The organism is Microbacterium ureisolvens (assembly GCF_015278315.1).
Lineage (GTDB): Bacteria > Actinomycetota > Actinomycetes > Actinomycetales > Microbacteriaceae > Microbacterium > Microbacterium ureisolvens.
The window spans coordinates 209,798-228,087 of the sequence record NZ_JADIJE010000004.1 but is presented as its reverse complement, the minus strand read 5'-3'; the positions used below and the strand labels follow the sequence as shown (position 1 = coordinate 228,087).

The 18,290-nt window shown below is 70.8% G+C and carries 21 protein-coding genes; 11 read left to right on the top strand and 10 right to left on the bottom strand.

The features are described from left to right. Nucleotide 1: 1 nt before the first annotated feature. Nucleotides 2-1,606, bottom strand: a complete 1,605-nt coding sequence (locus IM767_RS08410; protein ID WP_109209375.1) for a carboxyl transferase domain-containing protein — start codon at nt 1,604-1,606, stop codon at nt 2-4. A gap of 134 nt (nt 1,607-1,740) precedes the next feature. Between IM767_RS08410 and IM767_RS08405 the strand changes: the two genes are divergently transcribed. Next, nucleotides 1,741-2,337 (top strand): SACE_7040 family transcriptional regulator, encoded by a 597-nt coding sequence (locus IM767_RS08405; RefSeq protein ID WP_275426015.1) that lies wholly within the window; start codon nt 1,741-1,743, stop codon nt 2,335-2,337. Between the two features lie 97 nt (nt 2,338-2,434). Here IM767_RS08405 and IM767_RS08400 read toward each other — a convergent pair whose 3' ends face one another. Genes IM767_RS08400 through pdhA form a run of 3 tightly spaced genes read right to left on the bottom strand, consistent with a single transcriptional unit; the run spans nt 2,435 to nt 6,064 of the window. Further along, nucleotides 2,435-3,868 (bottom strand): dihydrolipoamide acetyltransferase family protein, encoded by a 1,434-nt coding sequence (locus IM767_RS08400; protein WP_109209373.1) that lies wholly within the window; start codon nt 3,866-3,868, stop codon nt 2,435-2,437. Nucleotides 3,869-3,917: 49 nt separating this feature from the next. After that, a complete protein-coding gene (locus IM767_RS08395; protein WP_109209372.1) occupies nt 3,918-4,931 on the bottom strand; it encodes an alpha-ketoacid dehydrogenase subunit beta in 1,014 nt (337 codons plus the stop codon). A gap of 2 nt (nt 4,932-4,933) precedes the next feature. Continuing rightward, complete coding sequence (pdhA, locus tag IM767_RS08390; protein WP_109209371.1) at nt 4,934-6,064, bottom strand: pyruvate dehydrogenase (acetyl-transferring) E1 component subunit alpha; 1,131 nt, start codon at nt 6,062-6,064, stop codon at nt 4,934-4,936. A gap of 165 nt (nt 6,065-6,229) precedes the next feature. Between pdhA and IM767_RS08385 the strand changes: the two genes are divergently transcribed. Continuing rightward, entirely contained in the window at nt 6,230-6,700 is a 471-nt protein-coding gene (locus IM767_RS08385) for an Lrp/AsnC family transcriptional regulator (protein ID WP_109209370.1), read from the top strand. Nucleotides 6,701-6,738: 38 nt separating this feature from the next. Here the strand turns inward: IM767_RS08385 and IM767_RS08380 are convergent, their stop codons facing one another. Next, entirely contained in the window at nt 6,739-7,737 is a 999-nt protein-coding gene (locus tag IM767_RS08380) for an EamA family transporter (RefSeq protein ID WP_109209369.1), read from the bottom strand. 75 nt (nt 7,738-7,812) lie between these two features. Here IM767_RS08380 and IM767_RS08375 point away from each other — a divergent pair, with 75 nt between their 5' ends. Continuing rightward, nucleotides 7,813-8,367, top strand: a complete 555-nt coding sequence (locus IM767_RS08375) for a CGNR zinc finger domain-containing protein (protein ID WP_109209368.1) — start codon at nt 7,813-7,815, stop codon at nt 8,365-8,367. Here IM767_RS08375 and IM767_RS08370 read toward each other — a convergent pair. Continuing rightward, nucleotides 8,327-9,226 (bottom strand): alpha/beta fold hydrolase, encoded by a 900-nt coding sequence (locus IM767_RS08370; protein WP_109209367.1) that lies wholly within the window; start codon nt 9,224-9,226, stop codon nt 8,327-8,329. The two genes, IM767_RS08375 and IM767_RS08370, sit on opposite strands and share 41 nt — an antisense overlap. A gap of 88 nt (nt 9,227-9,314) precedes the next feature. Between IM767_RS08370 and IM767_RS08365 the strand changes: the two genes are divergently transcribed. After that, nucleotides 9,315-10,046 carry an exonuclease domain-containing protein gene (locus IM767_RS08365; protein WP_239453205.1) on the top strand — a complete coding sequence of 244 codons (732 nt, stop codon included), beginning with the start codon at nt 9,315-9,317 and terminating at the stop codon, nt 10,044-10,046. A gap of 58 nt (nt 10,047-10,104) precedes the next feature. Here IM767_RS08365 and IM767_RS08360 read toward each other — a convergent pair whose 3' ends face one another. From IM767_RS08360 to glgA, 3 genes are all read right to left on the bottom strand, one after another. After that, a complete protein-coding gene (locus IM767_RS08360) occupies nt 10,105-10,359 on the bottom strand; it encodes a type B 50S ribosomal protein L31 (RefSeq protein ID WP_109209366.1) in 255 nt (84 codons plus the stop codon). 137 nt (nt 10,360-10,496) lie between these two features. Continuing rightward, nucleotides 10,497-11,282, bottom strand: a complete 786-nt coding sequence (locus IM767_RS08355; RefSeq protein ID WP_109209365.1) for an ABC transporter ATP-binding protein — start codon at nt 11,280-11,282, stop codon at nt 10,497-10,499. A gap of 9 nt (nt 11,283-11,291) precedes the next feature. After that, nucleotides 11,292-12,485: a glycogen synthase gene (gene glgA / locus IM767_RS08350; protein ID WP_109209364.1), complete on the bottom strand. Its 1,194-nt coding sequence runs from the start codon at nt 12,483-12,485 to the stop codon at nt 11,292-11,294. A gap of 76 nt (nt 12,486-12,561) precedes the next feature. Between glgA and IM767_RS08345 the strand changes: the two genes are divergently transcribed. From IM767_RS08345 to IM767_RS08335, 3 genes are read left to right on the top strand one after another with little or no spacing between them, the layout of a single operon-like run. Continuing rightward, nucleotides 12,562-13,806: a glucose-1-phosphate adenylyltransferase gene (locus tag IM767_RS08345; RefSeq protein ID WP_109209363.1), complete on the top strand. Its 1,245-nt coding sequence runs from the start codon at nt 12,562-12,564 to the stop codon at nt 13,804-13,806. Nucleotides 13,807-13,850: 44 nt separating this feature from the next. Then, on the top strand, nt 13,851-14,498 hold the full coding sequence (serB, locus tag IM767_RS08340; protein ID WP_109209511.1) for a phosphoserine phosphatase SerB: 648 nt from the start codon (nt 13,851-13,853) through the stop codon (nt 14,496-14,498). 37 nt (nt 14,499-14,535) lie between these two features. After that, nucleotides 14,536-15,243, top strand: a complete 708-nt coding sequence (locus IM767_RS08335; RefSeq protein ID WP_109209362.1) for an alpha/beta fold hydrolase — start codon at nt 14,536-14,538, stop codon at nt 15,241-15,243. A 15-nt stretch (nt 15,244-15,258) separates the two neighbouring features. Here IM767_RS08335 and fabG read toward each other — a convergent pair whose 3' ends face one another. Continuing rightward, nucleotides 15,259-15,969 (bottom strand): 3-oxoacyl-ACP reductase FabG, encoded by a 711-nt coding sequence (fabG, locus tag IM767_RS08330; protein WP_109209361.1) that lies wholly within the window; start codon nt 15,967-15,969, stop codon nt 15,259-15,261. A 131-nt stretch (nt 15,970-16,100) separates the two neighbouring features. Between fabG and IM767_RS08325 the strand changes: the two genes are divergently transcribed. From IM767_RS08325 to IM767_RS08310, 4 genes are all read left to right on the top strand, one after another. Continuing rightward, nucleotides 16,101-16,625, top strand: a complete 525-nt coding sequence (locus tag IM767_RS08325; protein ID WP_109209360.1) for a DUF4190 domain-containing protein — start codon at nt 16,101-16,103, stop codon at nt 16,623-16,625. A gap of 67 nt (nt 16,626-16,692) precedes the next feature. Further along, nucleotides 16,693-17,109 carry a DUF3099 domain-containing protein gene (locus IM767_RS08320; RefSeq protein ID WP_109209359.1) on the top strand — a complete coding sequence of 139 codons (417 nt, stop codon included), beginning with the start codon at nt 16,693-16,695 and terminating at the stop codon, nt 17,107-17,109. Further along, nucleotides 17,106-17,336: a hypothetical protein gene (locus IM767_RS08315; RefSeq protein ID WP_109209358.1), complete on the top strand. Its 231-nt coding sequence runs from the start codon at nt 17,106-17,108 to the stop codon at nt 17,334-17,336. Before IM767_RS08320 ends, IM767_RS08315 begins: the two co-directional genes overlap by 4 nt. Then, a complete protein-coding gene (locus tag IM767_RS08310; protein WP_109209357.1) occupies nt 17,333-18,235 on the top strand; it encodes an SURF1 family cytochrome oxidase biogenesis protein in 903 nt (300 codons plus the stop codon). The genes IM767_RS08315 and IM767_RS08310 overlap by 4 nt, the downstream gene beginning before the upstream one ends. Nucleotides 18,236-18,290: the final 55 nt, after the last annotated feature.

The window sequence follows — 18,290 nt, the reverse complement described above, 5'->3', positions numbered from 1 at the left end:
ATCACATCCGGAAGACGCCGAAGCGCGGTTCGGGGAGCGGCGTGCGAGAGACGACGTCCAGGGCGAGGCCGAGAAGATCGCGCGTGTCGAGCGGGTCGACGACGCCGTCGTCCCACAGCCGCGCGGTGGCGTAGAACGGGTCGCCCTGCTCCTCGTACTGTGCGCGGATCGGCGCCTCGAACGCGGCCTGGTCGTCGGCCGACCAGTCCTGGCCACGCGCCTCGAGCTGATCGCGCTTGACCGTGGAGAGCACCGACGCCGCCTGATTGCCGCCCATCACCGAGATGCGGCTGGCGGGCCACGTCCAGAGGAACCGGGGCGAGTACGCGCGCCCGCACATGGAGTAGTTGCCGGCGCCGAAGGACCCGCCGATGACGACCGTGAGCTTGGGGACTCGTGTCGTGGCGACGGCGGTGACCATCTTGGCGCCGTCCTTCGCGATGCCGCCGGCCTCCGCGTCGCGACCGACCATGAAGCCGGAGATGTTCTGCAGGAACAGCAGCGGGATCCCCCGCTGGTCGCACAGCTCGATGAAGTGCGCGCCCTTTAGCGCGGACTCGCTGAACAGCACGCCGTTGTTGGCCACGATGCCCACGGGGTGCCCATGGATCCGCGCGAAGCCGGTCACCAGAGTGTCGCCGTACTCGCGCTTGAACTCGTGCAGCTCGCTGCCGTCGACGAGCCGCGCGATCACTTCACGCACGTCGTACGGCTGATTCACGTCGACCGGCACCACGCCGTACAGCTCCGAGGGGTCGACCGCCGGCGCGGCCGAGGGCTGGACGTCCCATGCCGGTGCGGCCGGGGCGGGCAGGGTGGCGACGATGTCGCGCACGATCTCGAGCGCGTGCTCGTCGTCCTCCGCGAGATGGTCCACCACACCCGACCGCCGGGCGTGGAGCTCTCCCCCGCCGAGCTCCTCGGCGGTCACGACCTCGCCGATCGCGGCCTTCACCAGCGGCGGGCCGCCGAGGAAGATCGTGCCCTGGTCGCGGACGATCACGGTCTCGTCGCTCATCGCCGGCACGTACGCGCCGCCCGCCGTGCAGGATCCGAGCACCGCGGCGATCTGCGGGATGCCGGCGGCCGACAGCCGTGCCTGGTTGAAGAAGATCCGGCCGAAGTGATCGCGGTCGGGGAAGACCTCGTCCTGCATGGGCAGGAAGGCCCCGCCCGAATCGACGAGATACACGCACGGCAGGCGGTTCTCCAGCGCGATCTCCTGTGCGCGGAGGTGCTTCTTCACCGTCATCGGGTAGTAGGTGCCGCCCTTGACCGTGGCGTCGTTGCAGACGACCATCACGTGCCGGCCGTGGACGAGCCCGATCCCCGCGATGACGCCGGCGGCGGGCGCGTCGCCGCCGTACAGCCCCTCGGCCGCCAGCGGCGCGATCTCGACGAACGGGCTCCCCTCGTCGAGCAGGCGGGTGACCCGGTCCCGCGGCAGCAGCTTGCCGCGGGAGACGTGCCGTTCGCGCGAGGCGGCGGGCCCGCCGAGGGATGCCGCGGCCAGCCGCTCCCGGAGCCGGTCGGCCAGCTCCTGCTGGGCGTCGCGCGTGCGCGCGAAGGCATCGTCGTGCACCGCGGCCGTGCTCAGCACGCTCATCCGGTTCTCCCCGCGCATCCTCGTCGACGTCACGATCGGATCACGTCCGTTGTCGGGACGGGATCGGATTGGTTAGTGTTCACTAACTGAGCTTTAGGTTAGCGACCCTTAACTGAAATGACAAGCGGAGGACGGTGATGAGCGGTGTGACCGATCGCGAGCGCGCCAAGGCCGATCGCCATGCGGCGATCCTGCACGAGGCGGCCGCGCTGTTCGCCGAACGCGGCTTCAGCGGTGTCAGCCTGGAGGACATCGGCGGCGCCGTCGGCGTGAGCGGTCCGGCGCTGTACCGGCACTTCGCCAACAAGCAGGCCCTGCTCGGCGCGATCCTCGTCGAGGTGAGCGAGCGCCTGCTCGCGGGCGGCCGCGCCGTCCTCGACGACCACGAGCACGCCGACGACCAGCTAGACGCGATCATCGCCTTCCACGTCGAGTTCGCGCTCCGCGACGCCGACGTGATCCGCGTGCAGGACCGGGACCTCGCCAGCCTCAGCGATGAGGACCGCCACACCGTGCGCCGCCTGCAGCGCGAGTACGTCGAGGTCTGGATCGGCATCCTCTCCGCGGTGCATCCCGACCGTCACGAGGACGACCTCCGCGTGCGGGCTCACGCGTGCTTCGGCCTCATCAACTCGACACCGCACACGGTGCGTGCTTCCCGCTCGCGACCCGGCGAGCGAGACGTGCGCGGCATCCTGCGCTCCATGGCGCGCGCTTCGCTCACCGCGTGAGCCCATCCGGGCACGCCGGGACCTCGCCGCGCACGGCCGCCCGAGGCGGGTAGCACCGACCGGCCGGCCCCCAAGGTGCCGGCCGGTCAGCAGCCCGTCAGCGTAGCAGCATCGCGCGCCCGGGCTCGCGCAGGATGTCGGCGACCTCCACGAGGAACCGGGATCCCTGCTCGCCGTCCACGAGCCGGTGGTCGAACGACAGGGCGAGCGTCATCACGTCGCGCAGCGCGATCTCGCCGCGATGCTCCCACGGCTGGCGCCGCACGGCGCCGAGCGCCAGGATGCCCGCCTCACCGGGGTTGATGATCGGTGTGCCGGCGTCGACGCCGAAGACTCCGACGTTCGTGATCGAGAAGGTGCCGCCCATCATGTCGGCGGGCGGCGTCTTGCCGGCCCGCGCAGTCTCGGCCAGGCTCCGGATCGCGTCGGCGAGCTCCACGAGTGTGAGCTCGTGAGCGTCGCGGATGTTGGGCACGACGAGGCCGCGCCCCGTCGCGGCGGCGATGCCGAGGTTCACGTAGTGGTGCTCGACGATCTCGCCCGCCTCGTCGTCCCACTTCGAGTTGAGCCCCGGGTGCCGCGCCAGCGCGAGGCACACCGCCTTGGCGGCGACGGCCATGATCCCGATGCGATGCTCCTGGAGCGCCCGATCGGCCTTCAGCGAGGCGATGAGCTCGTTCGTCGCGGTCACGTCCACCGTGAGGAAGGTCGTGACGTGCGGAGCCGTGAAGGCGCTGCGCACCATCGCGTCGGCGGTCATGCGGCGCACGCCGCGGATGGGCGTGCGCGTGGTCCGCTCGCCGCCGGCTCCGGCCTGCGGCATCTCGAAGGTCTCCACAGGCTCGGCCGCGGCCGGTACCGCGACGGCGGCACCCACGCGCTGGGCGTAGGCCTCCACGTCGGCACGCGTGATGACGCCCGACGCACCGCCGGCCTCGACCAGCGCGAGGTCGATGCCGAGCTGCTTCGCGAACTTGCGCACCGGCGGCGTCGATCGCGGCCGCTCGACGGGTCGCTCGACGACGTCGCCGAGCTGGATGGCGTCGTGAGGTGCGGCCTCGAGGACGGCGGTGTCGGATGCCGCGACCGCGGTGCCGGCGACACGCGCTCGCCGCTGCGGCCGGGCTCCGGTCCGCGGGGCGGCGCCGTAGCCGACGAGGTTGGGCTCGGACTTCGCCGCATCGGACGCGCTCTCGGCGGGCGCGGCAGTGGGCGGTTCAGCGGACGCGGCAGCCTGCGCCACCGGCGCCGCGGCGGCCTCCGCGACGGGCGCCGGCCCGGCGGGCTCCTGCCCGCCCACGTCGAACGAGATCAGCACGGAGCCGACGGCGACGACATCGCCGGGCTCCGCGTGCAGCGCGGTCACGGTGCCGGCATGCGGCGACGGAAGCTCGACGACCGCCTTCGCGGTCTCGACCTCGGCGATCGTCTGATTGAGCGCCACGGTGTCGCCCACGCCGACCAGCCACTGCACGAGCTCCGCCTCGGGAAGGCCTTCACCGAGGTCGGGCAGGCGGAAGTCCTGCGCCATCAGAGGGCCCCCTTCATCGCACGCTCCGCACCCGGATCACTGTCACGCGTCATTGCTCGCGCACCCCCGTCAGGCTGTTCGGCCTGTCCATCACCCGGTCGACGGCATCGAGGATGCGGTCGAGGTCGGGCAGGTGGTGCTTCTCGAGCTTCGCCGGCGGATACGGGATGTCGTGCCCGGTGACCCGCTGCGGCGCAGCCTCGAGGTAGTTGAAGCAGCGCTCGGTGACGCTCGCGATGAGCTCGGCGCCGACGCCGGCCTCACGGGCGGCTTCGTGCGTGACGACGACCCGACCGGTCTTGCGGACGGATGCCGTCACGGTGCGGTAGTCGACCGGCGAGATCGATCGCAGATCGATGACCTCGATCGACACCCCGTCGTCCTCGGCCGCGGTGGCGGCGTCCAGCGCGACGGCGACCTGCGAGCCGTAGGTGAGGAGCGTGACGTCGCTGCCCTCCCGGGCCACCCGCGCGAGGCCCATCGGGGGCGCGTCGGCCAGCTGCACGTCGAGATCGACCTCGCCCTTGGTGTGGTACAGCCGCTTCGGCTCGAAGTAGACCACCGGGTCGTTCGAGGCGATCGCCTGGCGCAGCATGACGTAGGCGTCCTGCGGGTTCGAGACCGCGATGACGCGGAGCCCCGACGTGTGCACGAAGTAGGCCTCGGGCGACTCGGAGTGGTGCTCGGCGGCCCCGACGCCGCCCGCCCACGGGATGCGGATCGTGATCGGCATCTTCACGTTGCCGCGGGTGCGGTAGTGCAGCTTCGCCACCTGGCAGACGATCTGGTCGAACGCCGGGTACACGAAGCCGTCGAACTGGATCTCGACCACGGGCCGGTAGCCGCGGAACGCCAGGCCCACGGCGGTGCCCATGATGCCCGCCTCAGCCAGCGGCGTGTCCACCACGCGCTGCGCGCCGAACTGGTCGAGCAGGCCGTCGGTGATGCGGAAGACGCCCCCGAGCTTTCCGATGTCCTCGCCCATGACGAGCACCTTGTCGTCGTCGGCCATCGCGCGGCGGAGTCCTTCGTTGATGGCCTTCGCCATCGTGAGCTGCGCCATCGTCACACCCCCTCGGCCGCGGGCGCGAACCCGTCGAGGTAGGCGCCGAACCACTCGCGCTGCTCGTCGATGCCCGAGTGGGCCTCGGCGTAGACGTTGTCGAGAACGGTGAGGGGCTCGCGGGTCTTCGCCGTCATCGCCGCCTCGCGCACGCCCGCCGCGAGGGCGTCGGCGTCCGCCGCGACGCTCGCCACGAACGCGTCGTCGAACTCGCCGCGCGAGCGCAGCAGCGCCTCGACGCGGGCGATCGGGTCGCGGCGACGCCACTTCTCGACCTCCTCCTTATCGCGGTAGCGGGTGGGGTCGTCCGAGGTCGTGTGCGGACCCATGCGGTAGGTGACTGCCTCGATGAAGGCGGGGCCGTTGCCGCGGCGGGCGTTGTCGAGCGCCCACCGCATCGCCGCGAAGCACGCGAGCACGTCGTTGCCGTCGACGCGCATGCTCGGGATGCCGAAGCCCGGCGCCCGGCCGGCGATCGGGAACTTGGCCTGCACCGTGACGGGCTCGGAGATCGCCCACTGGTTGTTGGTGCACACGAACACGACGGGTGCCCGGAACGATGAGGCGAACACCATCGCCTCGTTGACATCGCCCTGGCTGGAGGCGCCGTCGCCGAAGTACGCCACGGAGACCTGGTCGGTGCCGTCGCGCTGGACGCCCATCGCGTAGCCCACGGCGTGCAGCGCCTGCGCGCCGATGATGATCTGCTGCGTCGCGGTGTTGATGTCGTACGGGTTGTAGGTCGAGTGCTCCTCACCGCGCCAGGCGAGGACGAAGTCCGAGGGCTTGCCTCCACGGGCGTAGACGACGCCGGTCTCGCGGTAGCTCGGGAACGCGAAGTCGTCGGCGCGGAGAGCGCGCGCGGTGCCGATCTGGGTGGCCTCCTGACCCTGGCACGGCGGCCACAGGCCGAGCTGCCCCTGGCGCTGCAGGGCCACGCCCTCTGTGTCGATGCGTCGCAGCAGCACCATGTCGCGGTATAGGCCGCGCAGTGTCGCGGCATCGACGTCGGTCACCCAGCGGTCGAGCTCGGGGTCGGCGATGCGCTCGCCGTCGGGGGTCAGCAGTCGCGCGACATCCTCGATGTCGGTGGCGAGATCCGCTGTGGGTGTCAGGGTGTGCGTCATCGTCATCACTCCTCGTTGCGGGCCCCCTCGTGAGGAGCCGCTTCGCGTGCGCCGGCTTCGTCGCCGACTGCTTCGAGGCTACGTCCGCATCGCACCTCGCTCAAGCATTCACGGCTTGCTTGAGCATGTTGACAAATCAGGTGGGCAAAAGGCGTGCTAACGTTTCGCACTATGAGTGCCCTGGACCACGTCGACCTCGAGCTTCTCGCCGCCCTCTCGGCCGACCCGCGCGCGACCGTCGTCGCGCTCGCCGAACGGCTCGGACTCTCGCGCAACACCGTCCAGGCGCGCATGGCGCGACTGGAGAAGGCCGGGGTGTTCCTCTCGTACGAGCGGGCGATCTCGTCGGCGTCGCTCGGCTTCCCGATCGAGGCCTTCATCAGCGTGATCGTGCGCCAGGCGGATCTGCCGCGGATCGCGATCGAACTGGCCCGCGTGCCCGAGGTCGTGCAGGCGCACGGCCTGTCGGGTCAGGTGGATCTCCTGGTGCGCGTCGCCTGCCGCGACACGCAGCACCTCTTCGACACCGACGCCCGCATCCTCGCCATCGAAGGCGTCGAGCGCACCGAGACGTCGCTCGTGATGGGCGAGGTCATCCCCCATCGCGTCACGCCGCTCATGGAGCTCGCGCGTCAGGAGTGAGTCCGGCGCCCGGCCTCCCTCGCGATCGCCGTCGAGGCTCAGGGAGCAGGGAGGGCCGGGTCGCCCTTCGCGGTGCCGGTGGACGACGCATCAGCGCGCACCAGCACCACTCCTACGAGGATCAGCGCGCCGCCCACGAACTGGATGGGCGCGGGAACCTCGCTGAGGAAGATCCACGCGAACATGAGGGCGAACAGCACCTCCGACAGTCCCACGAAGGACGCGACCCGTGCGCCGATGCGCGGCACCGCCATGACGCCGAACGCGTAGCCGAGCGTCGTCGCGATGGCGGCGACCCACAGGAGCGGCATCCACCACGGCACTTCCACGCCCGCCAGCACGACCGACACCGCCGGCGCCTGGAACGGCAGGATGCCGGTGAGGCACAGCAGCCCCATGACGAGGGCACCGGTCAGCAGGCCACTCGCGGCCAGGGCGAGCGGCGGCAGGTCGTCGCCCGCGCGCTCCGAGATGACGAAGTAGGCGCAGACGCAGACCGCGGCCGCGAGGGCCAGCAGCGTGCCGATGAGGTCGAACGAGGCGCCCGAGATGTCGACCACGAGCACGAGGCCTGCCACGGCGACCGCGGAGCCCCACAGCACCAGCGCCGACGGCGCTCTGCGCGTGCGCACCCACACCGCCGCGACCAGCATGACCGGGGCCAGGTACTGGATCAGCAGCGCCACGGCCACCGGCATCCGCTGCATCGCGGAGAAGAAGAAGAGCTGACAGCCGAGCACCGGCATCAGCCCGAAGCCGACGATGAGCCGCCAGTGCCGCGTGAGGAACCCGCGCTGCCGCCTGATCGCGAGGAACAGCGCCGGCGAGAGCACGAGGCCCGCGACGCCCATGCGCACGAGGAGCGCGGCGCCGAGCGACCACCCGGCCTCCAGCAGCGGCTTCACGAACGGCCCGCTCGACGAGAACGCCAGCGCCGAGACCACCCCCATGACGAGCCCGGTCGTTCGCATCCGCGCGGTACTGCCGAACCCGGCGCCCGGGGCGATGATGGGAATGGACGCGGTCGAGGCGGTCATGGGCGGCATCCGACTGTCAGGAGTGAAGAGTGCTTACACTGGTGACGGTAGCGGATCGGGTTGTCAGGAGTCAACATGGTTTTCATTCGTGACACGGAGCTGAGCCTGCGCGCGGCCGCCTTCCTCGTCAACACGCTGCCGGGCTACGACGACGAGGACACGCTCACGACGCTCGAGGAGTTCGACGAGTACCTCGTGGTGAACCCCTACACCGGCCTCATCCGCCGGGACCAGGACGAGCTGGCAGCGATCCGGGCGATCCGCCCGCGTCTGCGTCAACTGTGGGAGGTCGACCGCGACGGCGCGGTGCCGCTGGTCAACGAGATGCTCGCCGACGGCAGCGCTCTCCCCCGCCTGGTGCGGCACGACGGTTTCGACTGGCACATCCACGCCACGAACGACGACGACGCCCTGGCCACCCGCATCCTCGTCGAGGCCGCCATGGCGTTCGTCGACGTCATCCGCTCCGACGAGTACGACCGCGTCCGCATCTGCTCGGCCGACGACTGCGACGCGGTCTACATCGACTACTCGAAGAACGGCTCCAAGCGCTATTGCGACACCGGCAACTGCGGCAACCGGATGAACGTCAACGCGTACCGGCGTCGGAAGGCGCGAGAAACCGCGTGATGGCGCCGGCGGCCGTCGCCGGCGTCTCGTAGTGGATCAGGTGCCCGACGTCGGGGATCTCGACGAGCTCGGCTGACGGGAACATCTTCGCGAGCTCGCGCTCCGCCTCGATCGGCGTGATGTCGTCGCGCTGCGCGGCCACCAGCAGGGTGGGCTGCGCGATCCGCGGCGCGAAGGCGCGCACGTCGTGCGACACCGACGCCACGAAGGCGTCGTGCAGCACGTCGCGGTCCGCGAAGCGCGAGAAGTAGGTGTCGTGCTGATCGTGGACGAATCGACGGATGCCGGAGTCCTTGGTCTTGGCCATCGACACGCTCATCACGCGCACGATGAGACCGTTGCGCAGCAGCCCCTCGCCCAGCCGCTTCGGGAGGCGGGCACCCGCCCAGTAGTAGAAGACGGCGAGGCGCGTCAGCACGCCCCTCGGGCCCTCCAGCGCCGGAGCGCCGATCGGGTTGACGAGGATGACCCGCGGTGTCTCCAGGCCTCCGGCCACCGCCGCGGCCACCACGATCGAGCCGAACGAGTGGCCGAGGATCACCGCTCCCGGGGCGACGGCGGCTGCGAACTCGCGGAGCCACTGTGCGTAGAGGTCGAGGTCGTGCCGGCGACCGGGAACCGGCGCCGTCTCGCCGAAGCCGGGCAGATCGGGCGAGACGACCCGCACCCCGGGCAGGTGCGCCACGACGGGCTCGAGGCCGTGGTGCTCGCCGCGGAAGCCGTGCACGGCGACGATGGTGGTCTCGGCGTCCGCGGGGCCGTAGACCCAGTACGCCGTGCGGCCGCCGAGCACGTCGGCCTCGCGCCGCTCGACGGGGATCTCGTCCAGCAGCGGCGCATACGGGTTCGGCACGGTCACCCGTCGAGTCTACGAGGCCGCAGCCGGAGCTGCCTGGGCGCGGAGCGCCTCCGACGTGATGTCGGAGGCGACGCATACCGTGATCGGCATGAGCCGTCCCCGCCCCGAACAGCTGCCGCTGTGGGACGTTCCGGACTGGGTGCGCATGGTGGGCGTGTTCGACCTCGAGACGACCGGCGTCGATGTCACCGAAGACCGCATCGTCACGGCGCACGTCGGACTGCTGGATGCCGCGGGCCATGTCATCCGTGCGCGCGACTGGCTCACCGATCCCGGCGTCGAGATCCCCGAGGGCGCGAGCGCGATCCACGGCATCTCGACGACCCACGCGCGCACGCACGGGCGTCCGGCCGCGGAGGTGGTCGGCGAGGTGGTCGCCGCGGTGAGCGGACTGCTGGATGCCGGCATCCCGGTCGTCGCGTACAACGCCCCGTACGATTTCTCGCTGCTGAAGTACGAGTCCCTGCGGCACGGCGTCGCGCCGATCGAGAACCCCTCGCCCGTCATCGACCCGCTCGTGGTCGACAAGGCATACGACCGCTGGCGGCGTGGCAAGCGCACGCTGTCGGTGGTGGCCGCCCACTATGCGGTCAGGCTCGAGGCGGCGCACGAGGCATCCGCCGACGCGGTGGCCGCGGGGCGCGTCGCGCAGGCTCTCGCCGAGCGCTTCGCGCCGTGGCTGCCCGGCACGGTGCACGAGCTGCACACCCGGCAGATCGGCTGGGCCCGGGCTCAAGCCGAGAGTCTCACCGAGTACTTCATCCGGATCGGGCGACTCGACCCTGACGACCGCCTCGACGGCCGCTGGCCGATCCGCTGAGCTGCCGTCGCCGGAAATGCGGAAGGCCCCGCCGAGGCGGGGCCTTCCGAGTGGCTGCTTACTTGGAGCCGCCGAAGTTCTTGAAGCGCTGGTTGAACTTCTCGACGCGACCGGCCGAGTCCATGATGCGCTGCTTGCCCGTGTAGAACGGGTGCGAAGCGGACGAGATCTCGACGTCGATGACGGGGTACTCGACGCCGTCGAGCTCGATCGTCTTGTCGCTGGTCACCGTCGAGCGGGTGAGGAACGTCTCGCCCGAGCCGAGGTCACGGAACACGACGGCCTGGTAGTCCGGGTGGATTTCAGTCTTCATGATGGTCCTTTGAGGATGGTGCCCTGGATTTTGCCAGGGCGGTCAAAGTCTGGGGTGCGAGCGCACCAAAGAGAGATTCTATCAGTCCCGGGCGCAGCCGCCGAACCGACCGTCGGCAGCCCCGGCCGGCAGGGCGATCAGTGCTCGGCGCGGGCGGCGAACCGGCCGCCGTCCTCGGTGAGGCGGATCGGGACGCCGAAGGTGTCGGTCAGCGCCTCGGCCGTGAGCGTCTCGCGGATCGGACCGGCCGCGACGGCCTGACCGTCCCGCAGCAGCAGCACGTGCGTGAAGCCGATCGGGATCTCCTCGACGTGGTGCGTGACCATGATCATCGCGGGCGTCGTCGGCGCCTGGGCGTAGCCGCCCAGCAGGAGCAGGAGCTCCTCGCGCGCGCCGAGGTCGAGGCTGGCCGTGGGCTCGTCGAGCAGCAGGAGCTCGGGGTCGGTCATGACGGCGCGGGCGATCTGCACGCGCTTCTGCTCGCCGTCGCTGAGCGTTCCGAACGTGCGGTCGGCCAGATGGTCGAGCTTCCACTCGGCGAGCACGCGCAGCGCGCGGCGCTCGTCGATGTCTTCGTAGTCCTCGCGCCAGCGTCCGAGCACCGAGTACGCCGCCGTGAGGACGACGTTGATCACCGTCTCCTCCGGCGGCACGCGGCGCGCCATCGCGGACGATGCGAAGCCGATGCGCGGCCGCAGCTCGAAGACGTCGGTGCGGCCGAGCCGCTCGCCGAGGATCGTGACGGTGCCCGAGGTCGGGTGCAGCAGCGTGTCGGCCATCTGCAGCACCGTCGTCTTGCCGGCGCCGTTGGGCCCGAGGACGACCCAGCGCTCGTCATCGCTGATGGTCCAGTCCAGGTGGTCGACGATGTTCCGGGCGTTTCGGCGGACGACGACGTCGGAGAACTCGAGCACCTGGGGCATGCTGACAGCCTATCGGCCGCTCGCGGCGACCTCCGCGTACAGGGCGGCCGTCTGGTCGGCGATCCGCTGCCAGCTGAAGTCCTCCGTGGCCCGTCGTCGGCCGGCCGCTCCGAACTCGCGAGCCCGCGCCGGATCGGTCACGACCTCGGTGAGAACGCGCGCGAGATCCGACACGAAGCGCTCCGGATCGGTCGGCGTGCCGGTGCCGTCCTGCACCTGCTCGATCGGCACCAGCCGGCCGGTGACGCCGTCGACCACGACCTCGGGGATCCCGCCGGTCGCCGTGCCCACCACGGCGGCACCACAGGCCATGGCCTCGAGGTTCACGATGCCGAGCGGCTCGTAGACCGACGGGCAGACGAACGTCGTCGCCGCGCTGAGGATCGTGCACAGCTCGTGGCGCGACAGCATGCGGTCCAGCCACACCACGCCCTCGCGCGTCTCCTGCAGGCCGCGGACGAGGCCCTCGACCTCGGCCATGATCTGCGGGGTGTCGGGTGCGCCGGCGGCCAGGATCACCTGCACGTCGGCGGGGAGGCGCTCCGCCGCCCGCAGGAAGTAGGGAAGGCCCTTCTGGCGCGTGATACGGCCGACGAACACGACGGACGGCTTGGCAGGGTCGATGCCGAGCTCCGACAGGAGCTCCGGATCCTCGACGGGATGCCAGGCTTCGACGTCGATGCCGTTGTAGATGACGCGCACGCGCTCAGGGTCCAGCGACGGGTAGCTGCGCAGGATGTCCTCGCGCATGCCGTTGCTCACCGCGACGATCGCCGCGGCGCTCTCGTAGGCGGTTCGCTCGATCCAGCTCGACACCGCGTAGCCGCCGCCCAGCTGCTCGGCCTTCCACGGCCGCAGCGGCTCCAGGCTGTGCGCCGTGACGATGTGAGGGATGCCGTGCAGCAGCGAGGCGAGGTGCCCCGCGAAGTTCGCGTACCAGGTGTGGCTGTGCACGACGTCGGCCCCGGAGACGTCCGAGACGATCTCGAGGTCGGTCCCGAGGGTCTGGACCGCCGCGTTGGCCGCGGACAGCTCTGCCGGCACCCCGTACGAGGTGGTCCCCTCCTCGTCGCGGTCGGCTCCGAAGGCACGAACCCGCACATCGATGCTCGAGCGGAGCGCCTTGACGAGCTCCGTCACGTGCACACCTGCGCCGCCGTAGATCTCGGGTGGGTACTCCTTGGTCACGATGTCGACGCGCATGGCACGAAACCTAATACACCTGAGGGTCCGCGTGTAACGGGTACCCCGAAACTCCCACCGGCCCTAGGGTGGGGTCATGCCAGCAGCCCCCAAGGTCTTCGGAATCATCCTCGCCGGCGGCGAAGGGAAGCGGCTGATGCCGTTGACGGCGGATCGGGCGAAGCCGGCCGTGCCGTTCGGCGGCCAGTACCGGCTGATCGACTTCGCGATCTCGAACCTCATCAACTCGGGCCTGCGCCAGATCGTCGTCCTCACGCAGTACAAGTCGCACAGCCTCGACCGCCACATCTCGCAGACCTGGCGCATGTCGGCTCTCCTCGACTCCTACGTCACCTCGGTGCCGGCGCAGCAGCGCCTCGGCAAGCGCTGGTTCTCGGGTTCCGCCGACGCGATCCTGCAGAGCCTCAACCTGATCAACGACGAGCAGCCGGACATCGTCGTCGTCATCGGCGCCGATCACGTCTACCGCATGGACTTCCGGCAGATGCTCGCCGCGCACATCGAATCCGGCGCACGGGCGACGGTCGCCGGCATCCGTCAGCCGATCGCGCTCGCCAACCAGTTCGGCGTCATCGACGTCGACCCCGAAGACCCGGTGCGCATCCGCGAGTTCCTCGAGAAGCCGCAGAACGCGGTCGGCCTCGCCGATGCACCCAACCAGGTGCTCGCCTCGATGGGCAACTACATCTTCGACACCGACGCCCTGATCGAGGCGGTCGAGTCGGACGGCGAGCTGCCGACGTCGAACCACGACATGGGCGGCGACATCATCCCCTACTTCGTCGGCCGCGGTGAGGCCGGCGTGTACGACATGAACCGCAACGACGTGCCGGGGTCGACCGACCGCGACCGCTACTACTGGCGCGACGTCGGGACGATCGACTCGTTCTTCGACGCGCACCGCGACCTCATCTCGACGCTGCCGGTGTTCAACCTCTACAACACCGACTGGCCGATCCACTCGCAGGCCGTCAACTCGCCGCCGGCGAAGTTCGTGCGCGACTCGGTCGGCCGCATCGGCAACGCGATCGACTCGATCGTGTCGCTCGGCTCGGTGCTGTCGGGAACGCACCTCGAACGCAGCGTCGTCGGGCCGTGGACCTTGGCGGGGGGCGGGTCGACGATCACCGACTCGGTGCTCTTCGACCACGTGCACGTCGGGGCTGGAGCGCGGGTGCACCGTGCGATCCTCGACAAGAACGTGGTGCTCGAGGACGGCGCGACCGTCGGCGTCGACCGAGACAAAGACCTGGCGCGCGGCTTCACCATCACCGACAGCGGCATCACGGTCGTCGGGAAGGGCTTCCGCGTCGAGCGGTGACGCATGGCCGCGAGCGGCATCGGCTTGCGGCTAGCGTGGTGGGCATGCCCGCCGAGCACTCCCCCGCCCGATTCCTGGTCGTCCTCGACGCCGACTCCACCCTGATCCGCAACGAGGTCATCGAGCTGATCGCCGACGAGGCCGGCCGTGGCGGCGAGGTCGCGGCGGCGACCGAGGCGGCGATGCGCGGCGAGGTGGACTTCGCGACGAGCCTCCGCTCGCGGGTCGAGGCGCTCGAAGGCGTGCCGCTGACGTCGTTCTCGCGGGTGCTGGCACGGATCGAGCCCACCCCCGGCGTGCGCGACCTCATCGACGCGGTCCACGAGCGCGGCGGAGCCGTCGGCGTGGTGTCGGGCGGGTTCCACGAGATCCTCGACACCGTCGCACCCGACCTGGGCGTCGACGTCTGGCGGGCGAACCGCCTGGCGACCCGGGACGGCGCACTGGACGGCACCGTGGACGGTGAGATCGTGGATGCCGCGGGCAAGGCCGCAGCGCTGGGCGAGTGGGCCGCCGAGCGCGGGGTGCCGCTGTCGCGCACCATCGCGATCGGCGACGGCGCGAACGACCTCGACATGATGGCCGCCGCCGGATTGGGCGTCGCGTTCAACGCCAAGCCGGCCGTCCGCGAGCGCGCGGACGTCGTCGTGGGTCCCGTCGACCTCGCAGAGGTCATCCCCCTGCTGCCCTGACTTCCGGATGTCGGACCCCCTGGCTAGCGTCGGGGTCATGCACATCGTTCTCGTTCCCGGTCTGTGGCTCGACGCATCCTCGTGGGGCGAGGTGACTCCCGCCCTCGAGGCGGCCGGTCACCGGACGCACCCGCTCACCATGCCGGGGGTCGGCGCACCGGCCGCCGAGAGTCGCGACATCGGAATGGCGGACTGGGTCGATGCGACGGTGGCGGTCATCGACCGACTCGACGGCGATATCGCGCTGGTCGGCCACTCCGGCGGCGGCAACGTCGTGTACGGCGCTCTCGATGCGCGGCCCGACCGCATCGCGCACATCGTCTTCCTCGACTCCTTCCCGCAGGGCGACGGGGGCACGATCTCCGAGCTCCCCGTCGTCGACGGAGTGGTCCCGTTCCCCGGGTGGGTCTTCTTCGACGACGAAGAAGTCGGCGACCTCGACGAGCAGACGCGAGCCGACGCGGCCGCCCGCACAGCCTCGGTGCCCGAGCGCATCCCCGTCGACCCGCTGCGGCTGACGAACGAACGGCGGCGCTCCGTGCCGATGACGATGATCACCGGCACCATGCCCGAGGCGCAGATCCGCCAGATCATCGCGGCTGCTCCCGACTGGGCGGCGGAGCTCGTGGCCGTCGAAGACCTTCGGATCATCCAGCTCAATGACGAGGGTGAGCCCACGGGGCACTGGCCGCAGTTCTCGCAGCCGGGCGCCGTCGCGGAGGCGATCCTGCGCGCGATCGGCTGAGCGGAGTGCCTGGGGTCAGTGCCCCATGCCGAGGCCGCCGTCGACGGGGATCACGGCGCCCGAGATGTATGCGGCATCGTCCGAGGCGATCCACGTCACGACGCCCGCGACCTCGTCGGCCGAGGCGAAGCGTCCGGCCGGGATGTTCTTCTTGTACTCGGCCTGCGTGTCTTCCGGCAGCTCCGCCGTCATGTCGGTCTCGATGAACCCGGGCGCCACGACGTTGGCGGTGATCCCGCGGGCGCCGAGCTCGCGCGTGAGGGAGCGCGCGAATCCGACGAGCGCGCTCTTCGAGGCGGAGTAGTTGATCTGGCCGGCCGAGCCGTACAGTCCGACGACACTGGAGATGAGCACGACGCGTCCCCACCGGGCACGCAGCATCCCCTTCGAGGCACGCTTGACCACCCGGAAGGCACCACCGAGGTTCGTGGCCACGACACTGTCGAAGTCGTCCTCCGTCATCCGCAGCAGCAGTGTGTCCTTGGTGATGCCGGCGTTCGCCACGACGATCTCGACCGGACCCAGGGTGTTCTCGACCTCGGTGAAGGCGGCGTCGACGGCTGCGGCATCCGTCACGTCCGCGCGTACGGTGAGCGTGCCCTCGGGTCCCTCGCCGGAGCGGGCGGTGACGGCGACCTTGTAGCCCTCGGCGACGAAGCGCTCTGCGATGGCGCGGCCGATGCCGCGGTTTCCGCCGGTGACGAGGACGACGCGATCGGTGGACATGCTGGCACTCCCGGGGGTTGTGGCGGATCCGGACCAGCCTATCGGCGCCCGGACGGCGTCCACGGACCCGTTTGACACCCCCGGTGCGGCGCTGGAACGCTGGGGGCATACATCGACGAAAGGCGCGCGCCGTGAGTGACAGCACCCCTCAGAACCCCTCGCCCGAGCCGGGTGCCCACCCGCCGGTTCCGCCGGCGCCCGGTGCCTCGCAGCCCACCGCTCCCGGCGCCTATCCCCCGCCCGCACAGGGCGCCTACGCACCGCCTGCGTACGGCTCGGCTCCCGCGAGCGGGAGCGCCTACGGCGCAGCGCCGGCATACGGCAACCAGGGCGCCTACGGTGCCGCCCCCGCCTACGGCTACGGCTACGGCTACGGCGCGCCGGCGAAGACCAACACCCTGGCCATCGTGTCGCTGGTCGCGTCGATCGCGAGCTTCGTCATCCTCCCCTTCATCGGGTCGATCGTCGGCGTCATCACAGGACACATGTCGCTCAACCAGCTCAAGACGAGCGGCGAGCAGGGACGCGGCATGGCGCTGGCGGGCACCATCGTCGGCTGGGTCGGACTGGGCCTCGCGATCCTCGGCATCGTGGCCGCCATCCTGTTCTTCTCGTTCTTCGTGGCCGCCTACCAGTCGTACCCCTACAGCTCCTGAATCCGATCGCCCCGGGATCCGTTCCCGGGGCGATCGAGCGGTGCAACCGGCGTACCCTGGAAGTACCGTGAAGAACTCGAGCCACGCCCCTTCGGCAACGTCGCTGCCGCGCGCACCGCGCGACGATGTCGACGCGCGGTCGACGCGGTACCTCATCACGATGAGCATCCGCATCCTGTGCTTCATCCTGATGGTCGTCATCACGCCGTACGGGTGGTACACGTGGGTCTTCGGCGCCGCGGCGATCTTCCTCCCCTACATCGCCGTCGTATCCGCGAACGTCGGCCAGGAGGGCCGCCGCAACCGTCGCGAGGACCCCGAGCCCGCACTTCCCTCCGCACCGTCGCCGTCGTCCGCGACGCCTCCGGCTCCCGAGACCCGCGTGATCCGCATCCAGGAGTCGCCGGCCCTCCCGAGCGATGCGCCGGCCCGCTCGGAGAGCACGGCCCCCACTGACGACGAGACGCCGGACCGGACCGCATGAGCGACGGCGGACCCGACCAGGTCGCCGAGGCGGTCTGCTCGCGCGCAGGATGCCGCGCCGCGGCGAACTGGCGGATCGACTGGCGCAACCCGCGCATCCATACCGCCGACCGACGCAAGACGTGGGTGGCGTGCGACGAGCACGTGGGCTATCTCCGCGAGTTCCTGGCGGCACGCGACTTCCCGGTCGCCGTCGCGCCCCTCGACGCGGCGGAGGCGACGCGATGAGCGGCCGCTCCGTCAGCATGCAGAACCTGCCGCGCGCCGGTCGCTGGGCGATCTACATCGCTCTGGCAGTCGTCTTCGCCATCGCCTGCGCGTTCCTGTCGAACTGGCAGTTCACTCGCAATGAGGAGCGGTCGGCCCAGCTCGCGCTCGTCGCGCAGAACTACGACGCGGTGCCCGTGCCGCTCGCCGACGTCATCCCCGCCGACGGCGAGCTCGACCCGCAGGACGAGTGGCGCCCGGTGATCCTCACCGGCACCTACCTCGCCGACGACGAGCTGCTGGTCCGCAATCGACCCCACGGCGGCACGTCGGCATTCGAGGTGCTGGTGCCGTTCCAGCTCGATGACGGCCGGGTGCTGCTCGTCGACCGCGGTTGGGTGCCCCCGGGTCAGGACCAGCCGGTGCCGGATGCCGTGCCCGCGCCGCCGACGGGCGATGCCACGGTCGTCGTACGGCTTCGCCCCGGCGAGCCGCTGCCGAGCTCGGGCCGTTCCGCGCCGGAGGGCCAGGTGCCGACCATCAATCTGGGGCTCGTCGCCGACACCGTCTCCCCCGCGGCCGGTGGCGCGCTGGAACAGAGCGCGTACGGCGTGATGGTCTCGGAGGATCCGGCTCCGGTCACTGCGCCGAGCGCACTGGAGGCCCCGTCCGAAGACCCCGGCCCGCACCTCTCGTATGCGATCCAGTGGATTCTCTTCGCGATCATGGGCTTCGTCTTCATCGGCTACGTCATCCGCACGGAGCGCCGGCACCGCCGCGAGGACGCCGAAGACGCCGAAGCTGCCGGATCGTCAGAAGCCGCCGCGGAGACCGGCGAGGCCGCTCCACCGGCACCCCGCCGACGCCGCGATCGCGACGCCGAGGATGAGGACGCCCTGCTCGACGCCGCCGGCCGCTGAACCCGGTCGCGCGAGCGCGAGCGGGCAGGGTTTCGGACGCCGTGCAGGCCGCGGT